The following is a 19,737-nucleotide window of genomic DNA, read 5'->3' as shown; positions in this document are numbered from 1 at the left end:
CATCTTCCCCCTATGCTAACTGATTGAACTTGTCATCCGTATATAAGTATGGATTATCGACCTGTTCTTGACCACTTATTAACACTCTATCTTTGTTTATTTTTTTGTTATATGAAGTGGCTTCAAGTATATTTCTGTGTCTGTCAAAATCACTTTGACTATCAACAGAAACACTCAAGCTTTGTATGTTTAATCCTTGTCCTAAGAGATTATTTTTTAGTTCCTCAATATTACTCTCTATAACTGACTTTACATCTTCATTTTGTGCTGTGAATTTAGCAGTCACTAAACCTCTCTCAAGTACTATTCTTAATGTAAGTTTACCTAAAGACTCTGGTTCTAACTGTATTTCTATACTAGATATATCCTTATTAATTATAAACTTTGACTTATTTGATATTTGATTTATTATATCCATATCCTTTATAGAGTTATATTGGTTACTCGTGTTATTTATTGATTTGATAGTTTGAGATATTCTACTAATGTCGTGACTAATAAAAGCTATACTTCTGTATTCATCCTCTGAATGCTCGTCATTTTTGAATAATTTCTTTTCTAATGTATTAAGATCTACATCTCTCTCGTCTTCTTTTATTATATTTTGTAAATCTAGTTCTAACTTCTTTTGGGATGTAATATCCCTGTTTTCTGGAATTTTTACTCTTTTCAGTTCGGTAGCTTCAAGCTCTTTTGCACCTGTGCTTTGGAAAGTATTTTTTAATTTGTTAATTATATCTACCTTCATATCAACCGGTATATTTTCTATATTCTCTATTGCTTTAATAACATCACTTAACTGCATCGCTTCTTTACTAGTCTTTATTAATTCACCTAAATTAAATTTTAGTTGATGAATATCTTCAACCCCGTCATCCTCTAGACTACAGATTAGATTTGATAATATCTGATATATAGCTTCATAACAGTCTTTTTCATCCTCTGTTTTTTCTAGTGGGTTGTTTTTATCTTCTTTCTGATTATCTATCGCATTATTTATACTATTATTTTCCACCGTACATTTTCTGATGTCGGTCGATTCATTGAGGCGTTCTTGTTCTATGGATATGTTGATTTCACTTTTATTTTCATCATCACGTATTATAAATTTTTTCATCTTACTACTAAAATCATCAGTTGTAACTTCTTGTGCAGGTTTATTTATTGTATTATTTTTCATATTAAAATTCACAAAGTTTATAGGCGATATCTTACTCAAGCTTTTTCCTCCTATTGTTCGACTTTTGGAAGTCCTATCTTTCTGCTTATTTCTGCTCCTTTCTCAGGTCCAAGTTCTGAAATCACCTGAGATAAAAGTCTAGGTCTTAACCTTTTTAATACCTCTAGTATCATATCTTCTTCCGTTATCCTGAAAGACTCATTTTGAGAAACTCTATACTCTTTGTACTTAGGGTTGTTTTTAGTCATTTTTTCTGTTAAAATAGCTATTTCTCTAGGAGTAAGTCTTTCGTATGATTTAATTAGTTTTTCTAAGTCACTTTTATACAAATCTAATACTTTTAGTGCCTTGTCCACGGTCTCAGTAAATCCATATACATTTTCCTTTTTACCTCTTAAGGTTTCAATATCTTTTAATTCTGTCAATATCTCATTCACATACTCTTTATCCTCAAATTCATGTAATATTTTAGCAGCACTTAAATAATCCATATTAGTCAGTATTATAGCAACATCGGTAACTGAGTATTTTCTTTTATCTTGAAGTTCCTTACTCGAATCTTCTATTTTTCTATTTGAAAGAACATCAGATAAACTTTTATTTCTCTTTACATACTGTTGATACAGTTCAATCTGTCTTTCAATATCTATTCTTTGATTTGAAGTTAAACTTTGTAGTATTGATAAAGATATATTTTCATCCATATAGTACAGAACTTTTGCTGCAAAGTCTTGTTTGAAGTGTTGTATTATTTCAGCTGCATTATCAAAGTCTAACTTAAGACTCAAAATATCATCTTCTAAATTATTTATCGTACCTATAAGCCCTAATTTTAAATAATATTTTGATATTTCTTCACTAATATCAGCTTTTTCCGCACGCATTAATTCAAGTTCCGTTTGCAGCAAATCTTTCCTAGCTTCTCTTTCTCTCAAATGATTTAGTATAGTATTTGTACGCACGAAATTTAATTTTTTCATCTGATTAACTATACTTTCAAATAGTCTTCTATCACCATTTTTTAGTATTATAAGTTTATCTACAGCCCTATCATCATCTAAGGATATATAGTAATTAGCAAGCATCTTCTCTCTTTCTAATCTTTCTTCTCGTGTAGGTATAGAATCAAACCTTTTTCCTATGACAGGAAGTTTGCTTAGCCTTTTATTAGTATTATCATTTATGCTTTCATTTGTGAAATATAATATTAGAAAAGCAAGAAATATGCATGAAACAATAGTCAATGCTACAATCAGCATGCTGTTAACTTTTTTCTTATCTTCATTTTTATCGCCTTTGTTTAGATTTCCTTTCATGGAGTCCTCCTAGTTACTTACCCTTGTTTTAAATGTAACTATTTGATCTATAAATTTTTCTTCTTCCTTTTTAAGATGCTCGTTAAATCTCATTAAATCCTTGTCCTTTAGGTTATCTAGAGTCTTTTTTTCCTTAGCAATTTCGATATATTCTCTTTTTTTCAGTTCTAATTTTTCTTCTAGAAAAAATATCTTTTCCCTAAGTTTGTCTATATTGATATCCATAGAATTAACAATACCACAAAAAAATCTTATATTATTAATATTCGTTCCCTCACTCATAAGATTTAACATTTCATTTTTTTTATTTTCTTTACTTTTAACTAGCAATTCTAAATTCTCATTTGCATCTTGTATATCTTTCATAATAGCGTTTATCTCTGCCTTTTTACTTTCTCCTAGTTTGTCTTTTATATCTAGTATCTTTTGAAACCTGAATTTATATTTCAACTTATACACCTCTATTCGCTTAGTATATTAAAGAGGTTATCTACTATCTCATTGTATTCATACTTTTCATGAGTACCTTGTCTTAAAAAAGAGTTTATTTGATCTATTTTTTCTATGGAATAATCTATCTTAGGGTTGGATCCTTTTACATATGCACCTATATTTATTAAATCTTCAGCTTCCCTATACACAGCTAAAATATCTTTTAGTTTATGAGAAATTTTAATATGATCACTATCAACGATATTGCCCATTACCCTACTTACACTAGATAAGACTTCAATAGCTGGATAATGATTTTTGTTAGCTAAGCTTCTTGATAAAACTATATGACCATCTAATATTCCTCTCACAGTATCCGCTATAGGTTCATTTAAATCATCCCCATCAACAAGTACTGTATAAAGACCTGTAATAGACCCTTTATCAGAGGTTCCTGCTCTTTCTAAAAGTTTGGGCAAAACAGCAAATACAGATGGTGTATAACCTTTTGTTACAGGAGGTTCTCCAACAGCTAAGCCGACTTCTCTTTGTGCCATAGAAAATCTAGTTAATGAATCCATCATCAGCATTACATCTTTTCCTTTATCTCTAAAATACTCTGCCACAGCTGTTGCAAGAAGTGCTCCTTTCATTCTTACCAAAGGGGGTTGATCAGAAGTTGCTACTATTAACACAGATCTTTTTAGACCTTCTTCTTTGAGGTCATTTTCTATAAACTCCCTAACCTCTCTTCCCCTCTCTCCAATCAAAGCTATAACATTTATGTCTGCCTTTGTATTTCTTGCAATCATACCTAATAGTGTAGATTTTCCAACTCCCGATCCTGCAAATATTCCTATCCTTTGCCCTTTTCCACATGTCAATACCCCATCTATAGCTTTAACTCCTAGAGGAAGAACTTCTGATATCTTTTTTCTTGTAAGGGGATTAGGGGGCTGATTCATAACCGGATACGATTTTTTAAGTTCAAGTTTATCAAGATTATCTATGTTATTTCCAAGTCCATCTAGTACTCTTCCTAATAATTCTTCTCCTACTTTAACTTCTAGGCAATCACCAGTTGCTACAACCTTACTTCCTGGACCAATACCATCCATTTCTCCTAAAGGCATAAGTAAAACCTTATCTTCCTTGAAACCTACAACTTCCGCTAAGATTGGATGGTCTGATTTCAATGGATATATATTGCATATTTCTCCTAATTTAACAGCTGGACCTTTAGATTCAATTGTAAGCCCTATAACCTGAGATATTCTACCAGTATATTGTACTAGATTAAGGTCAGATAGCTTGTTAAAATATTTATCGATTTTTATAGTATTCATGATCTAATCATCACCTTGAAGTAATTTTATAAATTCTTCCTTTAATATGCCTATCTGGTTTTTGATACTAGGATTTATAGTTCCTGAGTCGGTATCTATTACTATATCACCTTTTTGAAATGAACTGTCTATTTTTACCTCAATGTCATCTATATTGTCTGTCATAGCGAGTATTTTATTTTTAGATGAATTAACTAAATCAAAAGAATCTTTGTCTACTCTTATGATTAGTTTATGAGTAAATGTAAATTTGTTTAGAGCTTCCTTTAATACATTAAGAATTACCTCATCATCCTCTTGTAACTTAATTTTTATTATCTTTTCTACAGATTGTATAACCAGATTGATTATGTTTTTTTCTAAGCTATTAATTTCCCTACTTTTCCAATCCAAAACAGTTTTTTTATGTCAAGTGCTTCATTTATCAAATGTTTGTATTCCAACAAACTGCTATTATACCCTTCTTCATACCCCTTTTGTTTTTGTGTTTCGAATATAGCTGTTGCTTTACTTTTAGCTTCATTTATGATTCTTTCATATTCAGTATTGGCATTTGATATTATTTCATTTTTTTGGACATGAGCACTATTTTTCATTTCTTCTATTTCTCTGCTTAATTTATCTTTGAGTTTGATCAATTCGTCAACTTCTTTAGAAAGCTGAGAGTGTGTCTGATTATTTTCATTTGAGTATAAATCTAATACATCAGGCTTTAAAGTAGATGTTATCAATTTTTCTTCACTTATCTTAACTTGATTCGATTTTATAACCCTAGACAATCAGCTCATCTCCTCCGCCTCTTGAAATTACTATTTCTCCCGATTCTTCTAGTTTTCTTATTACATTTACAATCTTTTGTTGTGATTCTTCCACATCTCTTAGTCTAACAGGACCCATAAAGTCCATATCCTCTTTTATCATCTCAGCTAGACGCTTAGACATGTTTGCAAATATAACATCTGCAACTTCTTGAGTAGATCCTTTAAGTGCAATAGCAAGATCTTTGTTGTCAATTTCTCTAATAAATCTCTGAATAGATGTATTATCAAGAGTAATAATGTCTTCAAATACAAACATTCTCTTTTTAATATCTTCCGCAAGTTCTGGATCTGAAATCTCGAGATTTTCCATGATATATTTTTCAGTTCCTCTATCTACCGCATTTAATATATCAACAATCGACTGTACTCCTCCAGCTGATGTGTAATCTTGTGTTACCATGCTAGATAGTTTTTTCTCAAGCACTAACTCTACTTCTTTTATAACTTCTGGATATGTTCTATCCATAGTAGCAATTCTCTTAGCTACTTCAGACTGTTTTTCTTGAGGTAAGCTTGATAATATTTGTCCAGCCTTGTGTGAATCCAAGTAAGATAAAATTAATGCAATTGTTTGAGGGTGTTCATTTTGAATGAAATTTATTATTTGTGAAGCATCAGCTTTTCTAGCGAAATCAAAAGGTTTTACCTGTAATGATGCTGTAAGTTTATTCATTATTTCTACAGCCTTTTCTGCTCCTAAAGCTTTTTCTAAAACTTCTTTAGCGTAACCTATTCCACCTTCTGATATGAATTCTTGAGCTAGACATACTTCATAAAATTCTTCCATAATTTTATCTTTAACTGATGGATCTACTTTTTTCATATTTGCAATTTCTAAAGTTATCTCTTCAATTTCTTCTTCAGACAAGTATTTAAATAACTTAGCTGAATACTCAGGTCCTAAAGTTATAAGAAGTATCGCGGCTTTTTGTTTCCCGGACAAATTGGTTTTGTTGGATTTTTTCATATTTATTCCCCCTTACTCCTCATCCAACCAACTCTTCAGGAGTTGAGATACAATCTCTGGATTTTTGTTTACAAAACTTTCAACACTCTTTTTATATCCTGATTCCTTAATATCAAGCTCTAAGTCTTCTAACTGTTCTTGAGGTATTTGAATAGTTTTTGACTGTATAGTAGTGTCTAGTTTCTTATTTTTCTTATTTATAAAGTATATGATTACTCCTGCTATTGGTATTAATCCTAATATAATCAATACAACTACCATCCATAAAGGTGTTTTGTTTTGTGTAGCACTTCCAGCCTTTTCTAAAGCATCTGAAATGTTAGTGTTGAAAGGTTGTGCGTATATATTAACTGATTTTGTTTGAAGTCCTGTTGCACTTGAAATAAGCTGTTCTATATTTTGTCTTTTCTCATCAGTAAGCTCGTTTCCTTCTAATATGTTACTGTTTAGTATTACAGCTACTGTTATATCTGTTATTTCACCTTTAGCCCTTTCTACTCTCCTAACTATTTCGTTCAGTTCATAATTCACAATTCTATTTGATTTATGATAAGAAGAGTTTTCATTTCCACCTTCAACATACTGAGGAATTTCTTCAGTGTTAGTGTCAGTTCCAGGAACACCACCATTTGAGTTGTCTGTTACAGTCTCAATATTTTCTTCCATACTTCTTATAAGTCCATTTTCTTCTCCCTCTATAGGTGTTTTGAACTCTCTACTTTCAGTTATATCAGTATCAAAGTTTAAATTTACACTAGCCATAACAGATACATTCCCATATCCAAATACTGATGCTAAGAATTCAAGTAAGTTTCTCTCTATATCATCTTTTACCTGCGCTTGTAATTCTAATTGTGTACTTGATGTAAATGAGCTATCAGCCTTATTTACATTATTTAAGACCCTTCCCTTTGAATCATGTATTGTTACATTTTCCTTATTTAAACCTTCTACAGAATTTGCTACTAAAACAGCAATACCCTCAACGCTTATATTCTCTATATTTTCTCCTTCTATAAATACAGAAGCTTTTGCATCTTGTTTATTTTCAGACAGTATAAAATCTGATCTTTGAGGTATACTAAGAGTAACTATAGCTTTTCTTACTCCTGGTATTTCTTGAATTATTGATGCTAAGTGGTTCTGAAGTGCATAGTTATATGCTTTTCTTTTTTCGTCTTCACTCATAAACATATTGTTTTTGTTAATTATATCTTCATAAGAAAACTTAGCCGAAGGAACTCCCTTAGTAGCTAAATCCATTTTTATTTTGTTTACATCTTTTTTAGGAACCAATATCGTCCCTTGTTCTCTTATTCTGTATTGAACTCTTAATTCATCTAAGTTCTTAACAACTTCTCCTGACTCTTTCAAATCTAAATCCTTATATAAAACCACATATTCAGGTCTTGATATATACAATATAATTCCTGTAGTTAATATTAATGTTAATATTGCAGCTATTAATATAGATTTCTTTTGTTTACTATCATAATTTGAAAGCACTTTTGAAAATTGCTCTTTCAAACCTAATAAAACATCTCCCATTTATACACCTCTTTTCGGTTAGGCATGTTTATATTTGCATTCTCATAATCTCTTTATATGCCTCTATTACTTTGTTTTTAACTTCAGTAAAAGTCTGTATAGCTATATCTGCTTTTTGAGTTGCTATCATTAGATCATGAATATTATCAATTTCACCTAATATAAACTTTTCATTTAGATCATCAACCTTTTTCTCCATATTACTCACTGAATACATAGAATTTTTAAGAAAATCTTTAAAAGAAATATTTTTTTCATCATGTGTATTAAGTTTATCAGTAAAGTTTCCGATTTTAAATATAGTTTTATTTACACTATTTACATTCATAATCTAATCGCTCCTTTATTTTCCTATTTCTAAGGCTTTGAGCATCATGCTCTTTGTTGAATTTAGGGCTGTTATATTAGCTTCATACCCTCTTGTAGCAGATATCATATTTACCATTTCTGTCACAATATCTATATTAGGCATTAAAACATACCCTTCCTTATCTGCATCTGGATGACCTGGATCATATACCCTTTTGTATGGACTATTATCATCTTTTACGTAAGCAACTTCTACCCCACTACTCTTATTTGAATTCGTAGCTTTGCTCAAATAACTTTTAAATGAATTGTTCTCAGCTTCCTTAAAAACAACTACTTGTCTTCTATAAGGGGTTCCGTTTACTGTTTTGGTTGTATTTACATTTGCTATATTTTTAGACAGTATGTCCATTCTAAATCTCTCAGCTGTAAGTCCAGAAGCACTTATATTTATTGATCTAAATAAAGACATTTTTACCTTCTCCCTTCAGTTATCGCATATCTTAGTCTTCTAAAACTGCTATTAATTTGTTGAGTTATAGTGTTGTAGTTTATGCTATTTTTTGATAACTCTGCCATTTCCACATCTATATCTACATTGTTACCATCAAGTCTTGTTCTTGTCGTTTTATCTGTGTGAATTTTAATATTATTTTTAAAATTATTTATTTGTATATGATTTTTATCAGTTACATATCCAGCTACATTACTATTTTTTGTCGAATTTTTAAGTATTTCCTCAAACTTAATGTCTTTTCTTTTATAATTTGGTGTATTAGCGTTTGCTATGTTGTTAGATAGTAACTGTTGTCTGGTTGAATATGCTCCTAGAGCATTAGCTAGTATATTTATGTTTTTATTTATATTCATATATACTTCTCCTTTTTTATTCGACAATGTTTTTATTAATTATTTTATCACAATATATATAATATTACAATTTATTACAAGATTTTCTGTCTATAGTACTATATTTTTTTTCGAATTTTGTTAAGATTTCGTAAATAAAAAAGTCTCCGAAGAGACTTTTTAGTTATTATTTCCTACTAGGAAGTTTTGTGGTTTATTTACTTTTCTTAGCAAGTAATGCAGATGCAAGAGCAGTTATAGGAGCTGCTAGTATCAGACCTATGCTTCCAGATAATGCTCTTACAATTTCTGTTGCCACAATATCTAGATTTAGGATTTTAATAAAAGGTGTATCATATGCCATAAATAATATTAGCAGAGGAATCGAACTTCCCGTATACGCTAATATAAGTGTATTTGACATTGTACCCATTATATCTTTTCCAACATTCATACCACATAAAAATAACTCTCTTTTCTTTAATCTTTGATTTACATTATGTATCTCCTCTATAGATGATGCTATAGACATACTGACATCCATAGTAGCCCCTAACGCTCCAAGTAATATCCCAGAAAACAACAATCCTCTAAAGTCAAATTCTACTCCAACATATGCTAGCATAGAAATTTCTTCACTTGACAGTCCTGTTAACTTTATTTTAGTACCAACTAAATATGCTATAGTACCAGCTATTATTACTCCTAGCAATGTTCCTAGAATTGCAGAAGCACTTTTTTTAGATAGTCCTGTAATAATTGTAATGGTGGTTATAACTATAACAAAAGATGTAATTATAGTTATAAAAATAGGGTTATAACCCTTAAGCATTAATGGAAGTAATATTTTGTATATAGAAATTATGGTTATTATAAGAGTTACTATTGTTTTTAACCCCTTATATTTCCCTATTATAATCAATAAAGCAGAAAATAATATTATTAGGTAATATATATATGTATCTCTTGTATACTCAGTTATATATATATCTAAACTTCCATCTTTTTTCTCATTTACTCCTATTATAACTTTATCCCCTTCATCAACTTCTATGTCGTAAGCTGGGTTTCCAGTAAGATTATTTTTAACATCAAAATACTGTCCTTTATATTTTCCGCTCAATATTTTTAATCTTACATTCTGAACCGTTATAAAGTTGTCGTAAATTTTTTCATTCTCATTACTAACTTCTACTACGATTGCTCTTTCTGTAAAATTTTCAATTTCTTCATATCCGTATGTAGCAGTATTATTTAAAACCAACATAAGTATTAATACTATTATTTTTTTTAGCATAACAGCTTTTCCTCCTAAACTAAATCTCATCACAGTATCATATTATCTCCTAACGGTATAGTTTTGTCAATTTAAGTTTAAATTTTCTGAATATTATTTCCTAGGAAATCAAAAGACTTCAGCTTGGTGAAGTCTTTTAGTTTTATTACATGTATAATTTTGTTCCTATCCTTCTATCGTACTCAGACCAAGTTCCAACTTCTGTAATACTTCTTATTTGTTCTATCTTATTCAAGTTAGCATCTACATAATCTGCATAATGAACTACAAATGCTTCTTCCGTGTTAGCTCCTTTTGGAGATCCGTACTCCACTTTTCCATGATGTTGAATTATACATCCCTTTATTCTCATTTTAAATTCTTCACTATAAAAGTCTTTTCTGCTTTTAAATGCTTCCTCTAGCATAAGAGTACCTGTTACTATATGACCTTGTATATCGCCTATCATAGTTGTAGAAAAAGGACCATTAGTGCTATACTCTTCAATTTTACCTATGTCGTGTAATTTTGCTCCAAGAATTGCTATTTCTTTGTATCTTATATCATATCTATATGCAAAAGTCTTTGCTAGATACATAACATTCAGGGTATGTTCTGCAAGTCCGCCTATATAATTATGGTGCTGTCTTAATCCTCCAATTCCACTTTTGAATTTTTTTAAGAAGCTTTCATCTTTAAAAAAGTATTCATCTAAAGTTTTACATTCTTCACTCTTAAACTCACTTTGAGATATTGCTCTTATTTCATCCATTATATCTTCAATTGGTCTATTTACGGTTGGAAGGTAATCTTCCATCTTAAACTCTTTTATCTTGTTAAATTTCTCAACCTTTAATACTGTATCCTTAATTCCTTCTATATAGATTACATCCCCTACTTCTAATGTGTCAGTTTTAGGGATTATACTTTTTATTTCTCCACTTTTATCTCCTATAAATGCAGTAATACTTTGATCGTCTTGGTATACTATTTTCATAACCATAAAACTTGAACTAAACACTTCATTTTCTTTTATGTCTTTGAGAAAAATTTTATCCATATCTAATCACCATCACTTGTAAGTTTTAGTTAGATATAGTTTTTCACATAAAGAAAAGTTTTATCCTTCTATATAATTATCTCTAATCTACCATCATCTTGCCTTTTTATTTCTTTAGCCACATCATATGAAGATTTTAATCTTGATTTGTCTTTTATATGAGTACTGTTTTCCCAAAACGGAGTATTCATCCCCCCCATATATACTGCTGTAATGTTTAATTTACTATCTTCAAATTCTTTTTGCAAGCTCTCCGTAAATCCTCTTATAGCAAATTTACTCGCTACATATACAGATTCATTTACTTTTCCTTTCATTCCTGCTGTTGATATTATATTTAATATTCTTTCTTTTATGTATGGCAATAATCCTTGAGTAATCATTATCGTTCCCTTTACATTTATATCTATCATTGAGTTAATCTGATCTATTGTAATATCATTTAATTGCCCAAAATAACCTACTCCTGCGTTATTAATTAGATAATCTATATATAAATGCTTCTCTTTAATTGTTTTGACTAAATTATCAACTGAAATTTGATTACTAATATCACAGATTATGTACTCACAAGTTGCTCCACCTTTAGTTATCTCCTCTTGCGTCTTTTCTAGAGTATCTTTTGTTCTTCCAACTAATATAATATGGTTTCGTTCTTGAGAATAAACTTTTGCTAAATCGGCTCCTAAGCCTGTTCCTCCACCTGTTATCAAAATCTTCTTCATCAAAATCCTCCTTAACGACAAAATAGTTTTAGGCATATGCCTAAAACTATTTTATCACAATTTAAAACATAGGTAGATTATCTAAATTGTCACTTTTATCTCCATTTGGATTGCTTCTTAGAAATTCTCTTCCATTTTTAGCTTGCCCAACATTTACACCTTCAATCAATTCATTCTTAGCCATAGATATAGCTTCTTCTATAGAATATACATTTCCATTTTCTAGCATTACATCTGTGATATCACCATCTGAGTTCTTTTTCACTTTAGTTATTTTACTTTTATATTCCATATACATTCCTCCTTTTTTCAATATTATTAGTATTATTTAACTTTATATGCATTAAATAACTAATTATAAAGGAGGACTTTGATAATTAATTTTTATTTAGATATAAATTCTCAAACTCAAGATATCCCCTTGATCTTAATTTACACGCAGGGCAATCATTACATCCTTCACCTTTAATTCCATTGTAACAAGTTAATGTTTCATTTTTTATTATATCTAAAACTCCCAAATCATAAGCCATTTTCCACGTTTGTGCCTTATTTATCCACATTAAAGGCGTATATATTTCAAATTGATAATCCATAGCTAAGTTTAAAGTTACATTAGTTGACTTAATAAATACATCTCTACAATCTGGGTAACCACTAAAGTCACTTTCTGATACTCCTGTTACAATATTTCTTATATTTCTCTGTTTTGCAAATATAGCAACGAATGATAAAAATAACAAGTTTCTTCCATCAACGAAAGAGTTAGGAAGTTTATCATCTTCTTGTTTTTTATCCACCTTTATATCAACTCTAGTTAAAGAATTTGGAGCTAATTGATTAAGTAAGCTTAAGTCTAGTATGTGATGTTCAAATCCATATTCTTTGCATATTTTCTTTGCACATTCAAGCTCTAACTTATGTTTTTGATTATAATCGAAAGATACAGCAATAACTTCTTTAAATTTTTTCTTTGCCCAAAACAGACAAGTTGTACTATCTTGTCCTCCACTAAATACCACTACAGCCTTTTCGTTATTCATAATATCCACCACCAATCTATTAAACTCCTCGTTTATGAGGTTCCCATATAATCTTATGAAGTTGTATTTGAAGCGTAACACCGTTCATTTTATTTCCCTTCATAAATTCTACTATTTCACTAGGTTCAATTTTGCCAAATACAGGACTTATATATACTTTACATTTATTTACTAAACCGTATTCTTCTATAATACTTTTTGTGACACTTAAATCGTCACAATCTCCTACTACAAATTTCACAGTATCGCAATTTCTTATATATTTGAAGTTATCAATATTCATTTTGTTTCTCATATTACTTGAGTCTAGTTTATAGTCCATCGTAAACTTGATATTATTTTTATTTAAACTAGCAACCTTACTAATATCAACACTTCCATTTGTCTCTATTTCAATATTTAGCTCACTATCTTGCGATATAAAATCAACTAACTCTAAAATGCCTTCTTGGATAAGCGGCTCCCCTCCTGTTAAAGTTATATTTTTTATTTTAGTGGACTTTATATATTCATATATATCTTTTCCATTCATCAATTCATATTTTACATTTTTATCATTTGCCCATAATGTATCACAGTAACTACATTCTAAATTACACATAGCAAATCTTATAAATACCGAAAGTTGTCCTGATAAATCTCCCTCTCCATTAATACTTACAAACTTTTCTACAATTTTATAATTCATTTCATTTCACCTCGTAACTTGCACTGTTAGTAGGAGTTTCATATACAGTCACTTTCTTTACATTGTAAGATCTTTCCTTCATACAATCAAAAAAGTGCTTTGAAAAATTTTCTGCAGTAGGTCTAAAATCTACGTTTATTACTTTGAATCCATCTGAAACAATAGAGTCTAATGTTTCTTTTCTCATTGTTCCACTTTGAATAATAAGAGCATGATCAAAATAGTCTACCACATCTTTAATATCCTTCTTAAGATCACCAAAATCAACTACCATTCCATCTAATTGTCCACCTTCTATTAAACTTTCAGAGTATACCTCAACTTCTACTTTCCATCTATGTCCGTGTATATTAGAACACTTCCCTTGATAGTTTGCTAGAAAATGTGCACTATCAAAACTATGTTCTCCTTTTAAAATATACATTTTTTAACTCCTCCAATCTATTTTAAACTTCCATAATAACAGCATCCTATCGCCCCATTAAACTGTGGATCATCAACTGATATTATTTCGTCATAGTCATTTTGTAAGTATTTTTTAATTGCAACATTACTAGCAACACCGCCAGTTATAACTAATTTTCTTCCCTTAAATTTACTTAAAAGAGGAGATAATCTTTTATACAATGAATAATTAACTCCTGCATATAAACTTTCTACACTGACACCTTCTGCTATTTTTCCTATCAATTCTGATTCTGAAAATACAGCACAAGTAGAGTTTAGCTCAGTAGGATTTTCGCTATACATTGACATTTCTTCAAGTGATACCTCAAGTACATTTGCCATATTTTCAAGATATCTACCACAAGAAGCAGCACATTTTTCATTAAGTTCTATGTCAGTTATAATCCCTTTTTCAACTTTAACAACCTTCACATCTTGTCCACCTATGTCTAAAAGTATAAAGTCACTTAAATCAGTTTGATAAAACGATCCATAAACATGTGCTTTCACTTCATTTATTAGCTTAAACTTGCTTAAATCAGTATTATTTCTACCATATCCAGTTGAAACGGCCACCTCTACTTTATCTAAACCTAGTTTATTTAAATCTACAACTATCTTCTCATTATAACTGCAATAATCTCTATAAAAAGACATAGTGCTAATTTTCATCTTGTTTATTATCTTTTTATCTTCCATTAAAACAATCTTTACTTCTCTACTTCCAAGATCTATTCCTAATACTCTCATCTTAATCCTCCCTTTATATCAGAAAGCATATCAAGAAAGGCCTCTATTCTAAGTTTTGTTCTAGCATCTAAAGTATTTATTTTATCTCCTTCTATATTTAATATTGGTATATTTAATTCTTCCTTTAATACTATATCTTCTATAGCTCTATAACAAAACGCTTGTGTGTAATGCACTATTCCATCTAACTTTCTTTCCTGTATTTGCTTTTTAAGCTCTATTAGTCTAAATTTAATATCATAAGGATATGTGTAATAATAATATTGCTCAAATATATTATCAATTTCACTAGCCCTTGGAAAAGCAAATTCTCTCTGAACTTCGTTATATACAAACCTAGCATCAAACTGCTCTACAAAATCATATATATCTGCAGTCATAGGGGGAACTCCTATGTAGCCAAGCCTTATAGATTTTGGATTTTCTTTTCTACCTCTTACAGTATTAAGTACATTTGCAATATCAAATTCAAATTTTTCTACATCGCCATTAAAGTCACTTAAGCTCACTTGATATAAATGATTTTCAAATCCAGTAACTTTATTATCAATATAAGTTAATTCATCAATTTTCCTTGCAATATTTCTAGATTTGTTAAGCCTTTGTCTTACTTTTTCAACCTCATCATACTCAACTCCGAATATATTCATGAACTTTTCTATTTCTTTCTTTACATCTTCTATCTTATGACTATGAGGAAAAGAAAAAGGATATATTTTAACTCCTTTTAAAGCTAGAACCTCTATTAATGCTTTAGTATTTGAACAATCTCCTTCCATCACTCCTACTATTTCTTTGATTCCATTTTCAATACAAACTCCATATATACCTTTTATCCAGGCACATAAACTTTTGGAAAACCCGTCCTTTTCTGCTATATCTATGTATTTTAGATAATCCTTAGAAGTAACAAAAATATTGTTAAGATCTATAGGTTTATGTCCTGCTGCTATCAAAACTTCTATTGGAACCGTAGTTGTCAAACCTATTTTTTTCATTATCGATATCCTCCATTAACTATAAATTTACATAAAAAAAGTGGCAAAACTGCCACATAAATAAAAAACTACCTAAGACGGTAGTATTATGCCCTAGTTTTGTTTATAGACAGGATGGTTACGAACTGTCTTATTTTATTGTAGTAAAAGTTTATCATAAAGCTTAAGTTCTTACAATCAATAGTTTAGAATATATTCTTTTTATATCTTTCTAATATACTCATAAGCGGATATCCTATTCCGTAACAAGCAATTAACTGTCCTATTGTAACCCATATCATAGTGATAATTAAAGGCAATGAATATAGATAATTTAATACAAAACCTATTACTATCCCATTAACTATAACTGGTGGTAATGGTACAAGGATTTTTTTATTTGCTTTGTATGATAGTATAGCAGCCAAAAGAGTTGCTAAGCTACCAAATACAATATCTATTATGCCACCTCCACCATAAATATTTGCAATAACACATCCTATAAATAGTCCTGGAATAGCAGCTGGTGTAAAATAAGGAAGTACAGTAAGTGCTTCTGAAATTCTAACCTGAAGTTGTCCATAACTTATGGGTGCAAATATTATAGTTATACAGGCATAAATTGCAGCTATTAAAGCTGATTGTACTAAATAATTAGTTCTTTTCATATTAACCTCCTTGTAGTCTAAAGAAAAAAAGATTATCTGGCTACGTCCTACTCTCCCAGGAGGCTTCCCTCCAAGTACCATCGGCGCAAAAGAGCTTAACTTCTGTGTTCGGAATGGGAACAGGTGTATCCTCTTTGCTATAGTAACCACATAATCCTATTATATCCCTCTTAATGGACAAGAAATACTATACCATCATAATTTATATCTGTCAATAAAAACTACTTAATTATAGCAAAATCTTTTTGTAGAATTCTACAAAAAGATTTTGCTATATTTGCAGTATTCAAGCTATAAAGACGTAGTAGCAGCAGTTTTTTCTACTTCAAGATACCTCGCCGCCTTCTTGTCAATAATTACTGTAAGATCTTTATGTAACTGTAGTATAGAACCTGGCACTTGTGGCACTATTGGACCTTTCAACGATTCAAATATAGCTTGTGCTTTATTGTCACCATTTGCTAAAAGCAATATCTTTCTCGAACTCATTATAGTTTTTATTCCCATACTTATAGCTTTCGCAGGAACATCCTCTACAGATCTGAAAAATCTAGAGTTAGACTTTATCGTATTTTTATCTAGGTTGACAAGATGTGTATACGGTTCAAATTTATTATTAGGTTCATTAAATCCTATATGTGCATTTGTACCAATTCCTAATATCTGAAGATCAATTCCACCAGATTCTTGTATTTTCTCTTCGTATAATTTACATTCTCTTTCTGTATCATTAGTCATTCCATTAGGAATATTTATGTTGTTATGATCTATGTTTATATGATTAAAGAAATTTTTCATCATATAGTACCTATAACTTTGATTATCTTGTGGATGTATCTTGTAATATTCATCTAAATTAAATGTTTTGATTTTGCTAAAATCTAATTTTTCTTTTCTGTGCATTTTAATCAATTCTTTATACATTCCTATAGGAGTACTTCCTGTAGCTAATCCTATTACACTGTTTTGTTTAGTCTTAATCTGCATAGACACTATATCTGCTGCTTTTTTACTCATTGCATTGTAATCATCAACTATATAAAGCTTCATATGTATACCTCCTCTAAAAAGCAAAAACTATATATTAATATTTACTACAATACCATTTATATTTATTACACAAATAGCCAGTACATATTTGCACTGGCTACATTAATTTAGTTAAATGATTTCCAAAACTGCCCATCAGTATCTATTATATCCATTATCTTATCGTATGGTATTCTAAATTGCGGGAATCCAGCTGCATATGGAGCTATTTCATACGGTGTGAAGTAAATATATAAAGCATTTTCGTCTATATAAAATGTGTGATCTTTTCTTATTTCTTCAAAGGTATCAGGAAATACATATGAATACTCTTCATTATTTTTTATTTCATAATTTATGATATCACTTATTATCTTTACATAAGCACTATCTTTTTTAAATAGATCTTCTAGTGTGTACATTTTCCCATTTTCAAGATCTATGTGTGCATATATTTTGCTAGGCATGCCATGAGCAGCTCCAAAATAGTATTCATATCCATGTAAATTTAAACTTACTAAGTTGTTCTTAAAAAATTCTACTACAAAATCTCCTAGATAATTATATTCAAGTTGAATATCACTACTAATTTCCTTAACTTTAGACATATTTTTAAGATTCTCATTTATACTGTTTTGCTTTTCATTATCTTTCATGCCATTTATTCTAGGGTAGTAAACTAAATAATCTCTATTTGGATTAAACTTTTCTTGTATAACTTCATATTTATTATTCAAAGGAATGATAGTATTCTCCTCCCAAATAATGTTTCCATTCCTGGTAAGATAAGATATTCTATAGTCTACATCGGATTTAATTAAGCCATTATAAAATGCTAAAACTCCTTTACCTTTAACTACAGGCAGATGCATTACTCTTTTTCCATCTTTATCTATGAAAAATGTGTTTTTTCCATCATAGACAGATATTAATCCATTTTTATAATTAGAGATTTCATAATATATAAAATCTGTAATAAAATTACCTTTAGTATCAGCAATAGCATACTTTGATCCTATAAATGGATTTTGATCATCGATAGCTATTCCAACACCTACTCTATTTTCTCCTATTAATCTCATATCATTGTATTCTGCTTTGATTATAAAATCTCCTTTTTTGTCTATAAGCCCATACTTATTAGTATAGTCTTCAGAAACATCCACTATAGCTACTCCACTATTGAAGGCTTGAGCTGATGTATACCTAGGACTTATTAATACATTTCCATCTTCATCAATAAATCCATATTTACTATCAGGACCCTCCTTAAATACCAATAGGCCATCTCCTAAATTTCCAACAAAATCATAATTATATTCATTTATTACATTTCCATTTATATCTATAAGTTGATATTTAGAATCACTTACCTTTACTATTGCTTTTTTCTCCTTAAAATCACTAGCATCTTCATATTTAGGAGGTATTATTTCTTTTCCATCTCTATCTAAGTATCCATAAAGGTATCTATCTTCTCTTATATCGCTAAACATAGCTCTTTCATCTCTAAATGTACTTATATAATTGTATGATCTTGATGTTATTTCTTGACCTCTTTCATCAATTATTTTAAATCCATCATTATCTATAACAATAGAACGATCTTGATGAAATTTATCAATAAAGTTGTATTTAGGTTGAAGTATATAACTCCCAAGTGTATCTATAATGCCATAAAGATTATTCTTCTTTACAATAGCTATATTATTTTCACCAAAATCGTATGCATATTCATATTGAGGCTCAATTATAAAATCGCCACTATTATTTATATATCCCCATTTTCTCCCGCCTACAACATTAACACTAGCAGGGTATAACATGCCATTTTTAATAATATTTCTTAAATTTCCATTTTCCCATTTCAATATATTAGTTTCAAAATTATTCTTTCCTTTACTCCATGTAATAGCTAACCTACTAGCCATGCTATCTATTGTTGGTATAATGCTTAGCATTTTTATTTTATATCCTTTTTGCTTTTTATTTGATATAACCTTCCATGAATTGTAATCTTTCTTTAATACTAGACTGTATATTTGATTATTTAATTCGTAAAATCCAGCTATTTCAGATTTCCCATCTCCATCTAAATCAAGTAATGCTATAGCTAACTTATTTTTGTTATCTCCTAAACTTACTAACTTTGAATTATTTGGAATAAATCTTTTGACTATATTTTTTAAATATATCTCACTGAACATAAAACCACCCCAATCTTTATATTTCCTAAAGTACATTATATTAATTTTTGTTAAAATATGTTCACTTAATACATTTAGAATATTGACAATTCAACCTTT

23 protein-coding genes and 1 rRNA gene are annotated in these 19,737 nt (G+C 29.6%); all 24 read right to left on the bottom strand.

From position 1 onward, the window contains the following. Positions 1–10: 10 nt before the first annotated feature. The 24 genes from CLOTH_RS01875 to CLOTH_RS01760 all read right to left on the bottom strand — a co-directional run bounded on the left by CLOTH_RS01875 (position 11) and on the right by CLOTH_RS01760 (position 19,638). Entirely contained in the window at positions 11–1,219 is a 1,209-nt protein-coding gene (locus CLOTH_RS01875) for a flagellar hook-length control protein FliK (RefSeq protein ID WP_079410679.1), read from the bottom strand. Positions 1,220–1,230: 11 nt separating this feature from the next. Further along, complete coding sequence (locus tag CLOTH_RS01870; RefSeq protein WP_079410677.1) at positions 1,231–2,496, bottom strand: MotE family protein; 1,266 nt, start codon at positions 2,494–2,496, stop codon at positions 1,231–1,233. 9 nt (positions 2,497–2,505) lie between these two features. Then, the gene (fliJ, locus tag CLOTH_RS01865; protein ID WP_158080442.1) at positions 2,506–2,946 is read right to left on the bottom strand and encodes a flagellar export protein FliJ; all 441 of its coding nucleotides are present in this window, start codon (positions 2,944–2,946) and stop codon (positions 2,506–2,508) included. Positions 2,947–2,957: 11 nt separating this feature from the next. Further along, entirely contained in the window at positions 2,958–4,274 is a 1,317-nt protein-coding gene (gene fliI, locus CLOTH_RS01860; RefSeq protein ID WP_079410673.1) for a flagellar protein export ATPase FliI, read from the bottom strand. Between the two features lie 3 nt (positions 4,275–4,277). Further along, positions 4,278–4,667 carry a FliH/SctL family protein gene (locus CLOTH_RS01855; RefSeq protein ID WP_079410670.1) on the bottom strand — a complete coding sequence of 130 codons (390 nt, stop codon included), beginning with the start codon at positions 4,665–4,667 and terminating at the stop codon, positions 4,278–4,280. Continuing rightward, on the bottom strand, positions 4,634–5,053 hold the full coding sequence (locus tag CLOTH_RS01850) for a FliH/SctL family protein (protein WP_079410669.1): 420 nt from the start codon (positions 5,051–5,053) through the stop codon (positions 4,634–4,636). Before CLOTH_RS01850 ends, CLOTH_RS01855 begins: the two co-directional genes overlap by 34 nt. Then, on the bottom strand, positions 5,046–6,062 hold the full coding sequence (fliG, locus tag CLOTH_RS01845; protein WP_079410668.1) for a flagellar motor switch protein FliG: 1,017 nt from the start codon (positions 6,060–6,062) through the stop codon (positions 5,046–5,048). The genes CLOTH_RS01850 and fliG overlap by 8 nt, the downstream gene beginning before the upstream one ends. A gap of 12 nt (positions 6,063–6,074) precedes the next feature. Continuing rightward, a complete protein-coding gene (gene fliF, locus CLOTH_RS01840; protein WP_079410665.1) occupies positions 6,075–7,610 on the bottom strand; it encodes a flagellar basal-body MS-ring/collar protein FliF in 1,536 nt (511 codons plus the stop codon). A gap of 28 nt (positions 7,611–7,638) precedes the next feature. Further along, complete coding sequence (gene fliE / locus CLOTH_RS01835) at positions 7,639–7,938, bottom strand: flagellar hook-basal body complex protein FliE (RefSeq protein ID WP_079410662.1); 300 nt, start codon at positions 7,936–7,938, stop codon at positions 7,639–7,641. Positions 7,939–7,953: 15 nt separating this feature from the next. Further along, positions 7,954–8,391: a flagellar basal body rod protein FlgC gene (flgC, locus tag CLOTH_RS01830; protein ID WP_079410660.1), complete on the bottom strand. Its 438-nt coding sequence runs from the start codon at positions 8,389–8,391 to the stop codon at positions 7,954–7,956. A gap of 2 nt (positions 8,392–8,393) precedes the next feature. After that, positions 8,394–8,789, bottom strand: coding sequence for a flagellar basal body rod protein FlgB (gene flgB, locus CLOTH_RS01825; protein WP_079410658.1), 396 nt, complete (start codon positions 8,787–8,789; stop codon positions 8,394–8,396). Between the two features lie 193 nt (positions 8,790–8,982). Further along, a complete protein-coding gene (locus tag CLOTH_RS01820) occupies positions 8,983–10,065 on the bottom strand; it encodes a YibE/F family protein (protein ID WP_079411076.1) in 1,083 nt (360 codons plus the stop codon). 145 nt (positions 10,066–10,210) lie between these two features. Beyond that, positions 10,211–11,104, bottom strand: a complete 894-nt coding sequence (locus CLOTH_RS01815) for an HD domain-containing protein (protein ID WP_079410656.1) — start codon at positions 11,102–11,104, stop codon at positions 10,211–10,213. Positions 11,105–11,172: 68 nt separating this feature from the next. Then, on the bottom strand, positions 11,173–11,829 hold the full coding sequence (locus CLOTH_RS01810; RefSeq protein WP_079410654.1) for an SDR family NAD(P)-dependent oxidoreductase: 657 nt from the start codon (positions 11,827–11,829) through the stop codon (positions 11,173–11,175). Between the two features lie 61 nt (positions 11,830–11,890). Beyond that, on the bottom strand, positions 11,891–12,121 hold the full coding sequence (locus tag CLOTH_RS01805) for a DUF3892 domain-containing protein (protein WP_079410652.1): 231 nt from the start codon (positions 12,119–12,121) through the stop codon (positions 11,891–11,893). Positions 12,122–12,206: 85 nt separating this feature from the next. Beyond that, positions 12,207–12,881 carry a 7-cyano-7-deazaguanine synthase QueC gene (queC, locus tag CLOTH_RS01800; RefSeq protein ID WP_143715396.1) on the bottom strand — a complete coding sequence of 225 codons (675 nt, stop codon included), beginning with the start codon at positions 12,879–12,881 and terminating at the stop codon, positions 12,207–12,209. Positions 12,882–12,891: 10 nt separating this feature from the next. Continuing rightward, positions 12,892–13,560: a putative 7-carboxy-7-deazaguanine synthase QueE gene (queE, locus tag CLOTH_RS01795; RefSeq protein ID WP_079410646.1), complete on the bottom strand. Its 669-nt coding sequence runs from the start codon at positions 13,558–13,560 to the stop codon at positions 12,892–12,894. Between the two features lies 1 nt (position 13,561). Then, positions 13,562–13,984, bottom strand: a complete 423-nt coding sequence (queD, locus tag CLOTH_RS01790; protein WP_079410643.1) for a 6-carboxytetrahydropterin synthase QueD — start codon at positions 13,982–13,984, stop codon at positions 13,562–13,564. 17 nt (positions 13,985–14,001) lie between these two features. Beyond that, a complete protein-coding gene (locus tag CLOTH_RS01785) occupies positions 14,002–14,757 on the bottom strand; it encodes an acyl-CoA dehydratase activase (protein ID WP_079410641.1) in 756 nt (251 codons plus the stop codon). Beyond that, positions 14,754–15,755, bottom strand: a complete 1,002-nt coding sequence (locus tag CLOTH_RS01780; protein ID WP_079410639.1) for a 2-hydroxyacyl-CoA dehydratase family protein — start codon at positions 15,753–15,755, stop codon at positions 14,754–14,756. The genes CLOTH_RS01785 and CLOTH_RS01780 overlap by 4 nt, the downstream gene beginning before the upstream one ends. Before the next feature lie 185 nt (positions 15,756–15,940). Beyond that, positions 15,941–16,402, bottom strand: a complete 462-nt coding sequence (locus CLOTH_RS01775) for a QueT transporter family protein (RefSeq protein ID WP_079410637.1) — start codon at positions 16,400–16,402, stop codon at positions 15,941–15,943. Positions 16,403–16,436: 34 nt separating this feature from the next. Continuing rightward, positions 16,437–16,553, bottom strand: a 5S ribosomal RNA gene (rrf, locus tag CLOTH_RS01770). A 140-nt stretch (positions 16,554–16,693) separates the two neighbouring features. After that, a complete protein-coding gene (nagB, locus tag CLOTH_RS01765) occupies positions 16,694–17,452 on the bottom strand; it encodes a glucosamine-6-phosphate deaminase (protein ID WP_079410635.1) in 759 nt (252 codons plus the stop codon). A gap of 107 nt (positions 17,453–17,559) precedes the next feature. Then, complete coding sequence (locus tag CLOTH_RS01760; RefSeq protein ID WP_079410633.1) at positions 17,560–19,638, bottom strand: WG repeat-containing protein; 2,079 nt, start codon at positions 19,636–19,638, stop codon at positions 17,560–17,562. Positions 19,639–19,737: the final 99 nt, after the last annotated feature.

Origin of the sequence: Alkalithermobacter paradoxus (assembly GCA_002029295.1) — a bacterium.
Classification (GTDB): Bacteria; Bacillota; Clostridia; order Peptostreptococcales; family Peptostreptococcaceae; genus Alkalithermobacter; species Alkalithermobacter paradoxus.
This window is presented reverse-complemented; position numbering and strand designations above follow the sequence as displayed.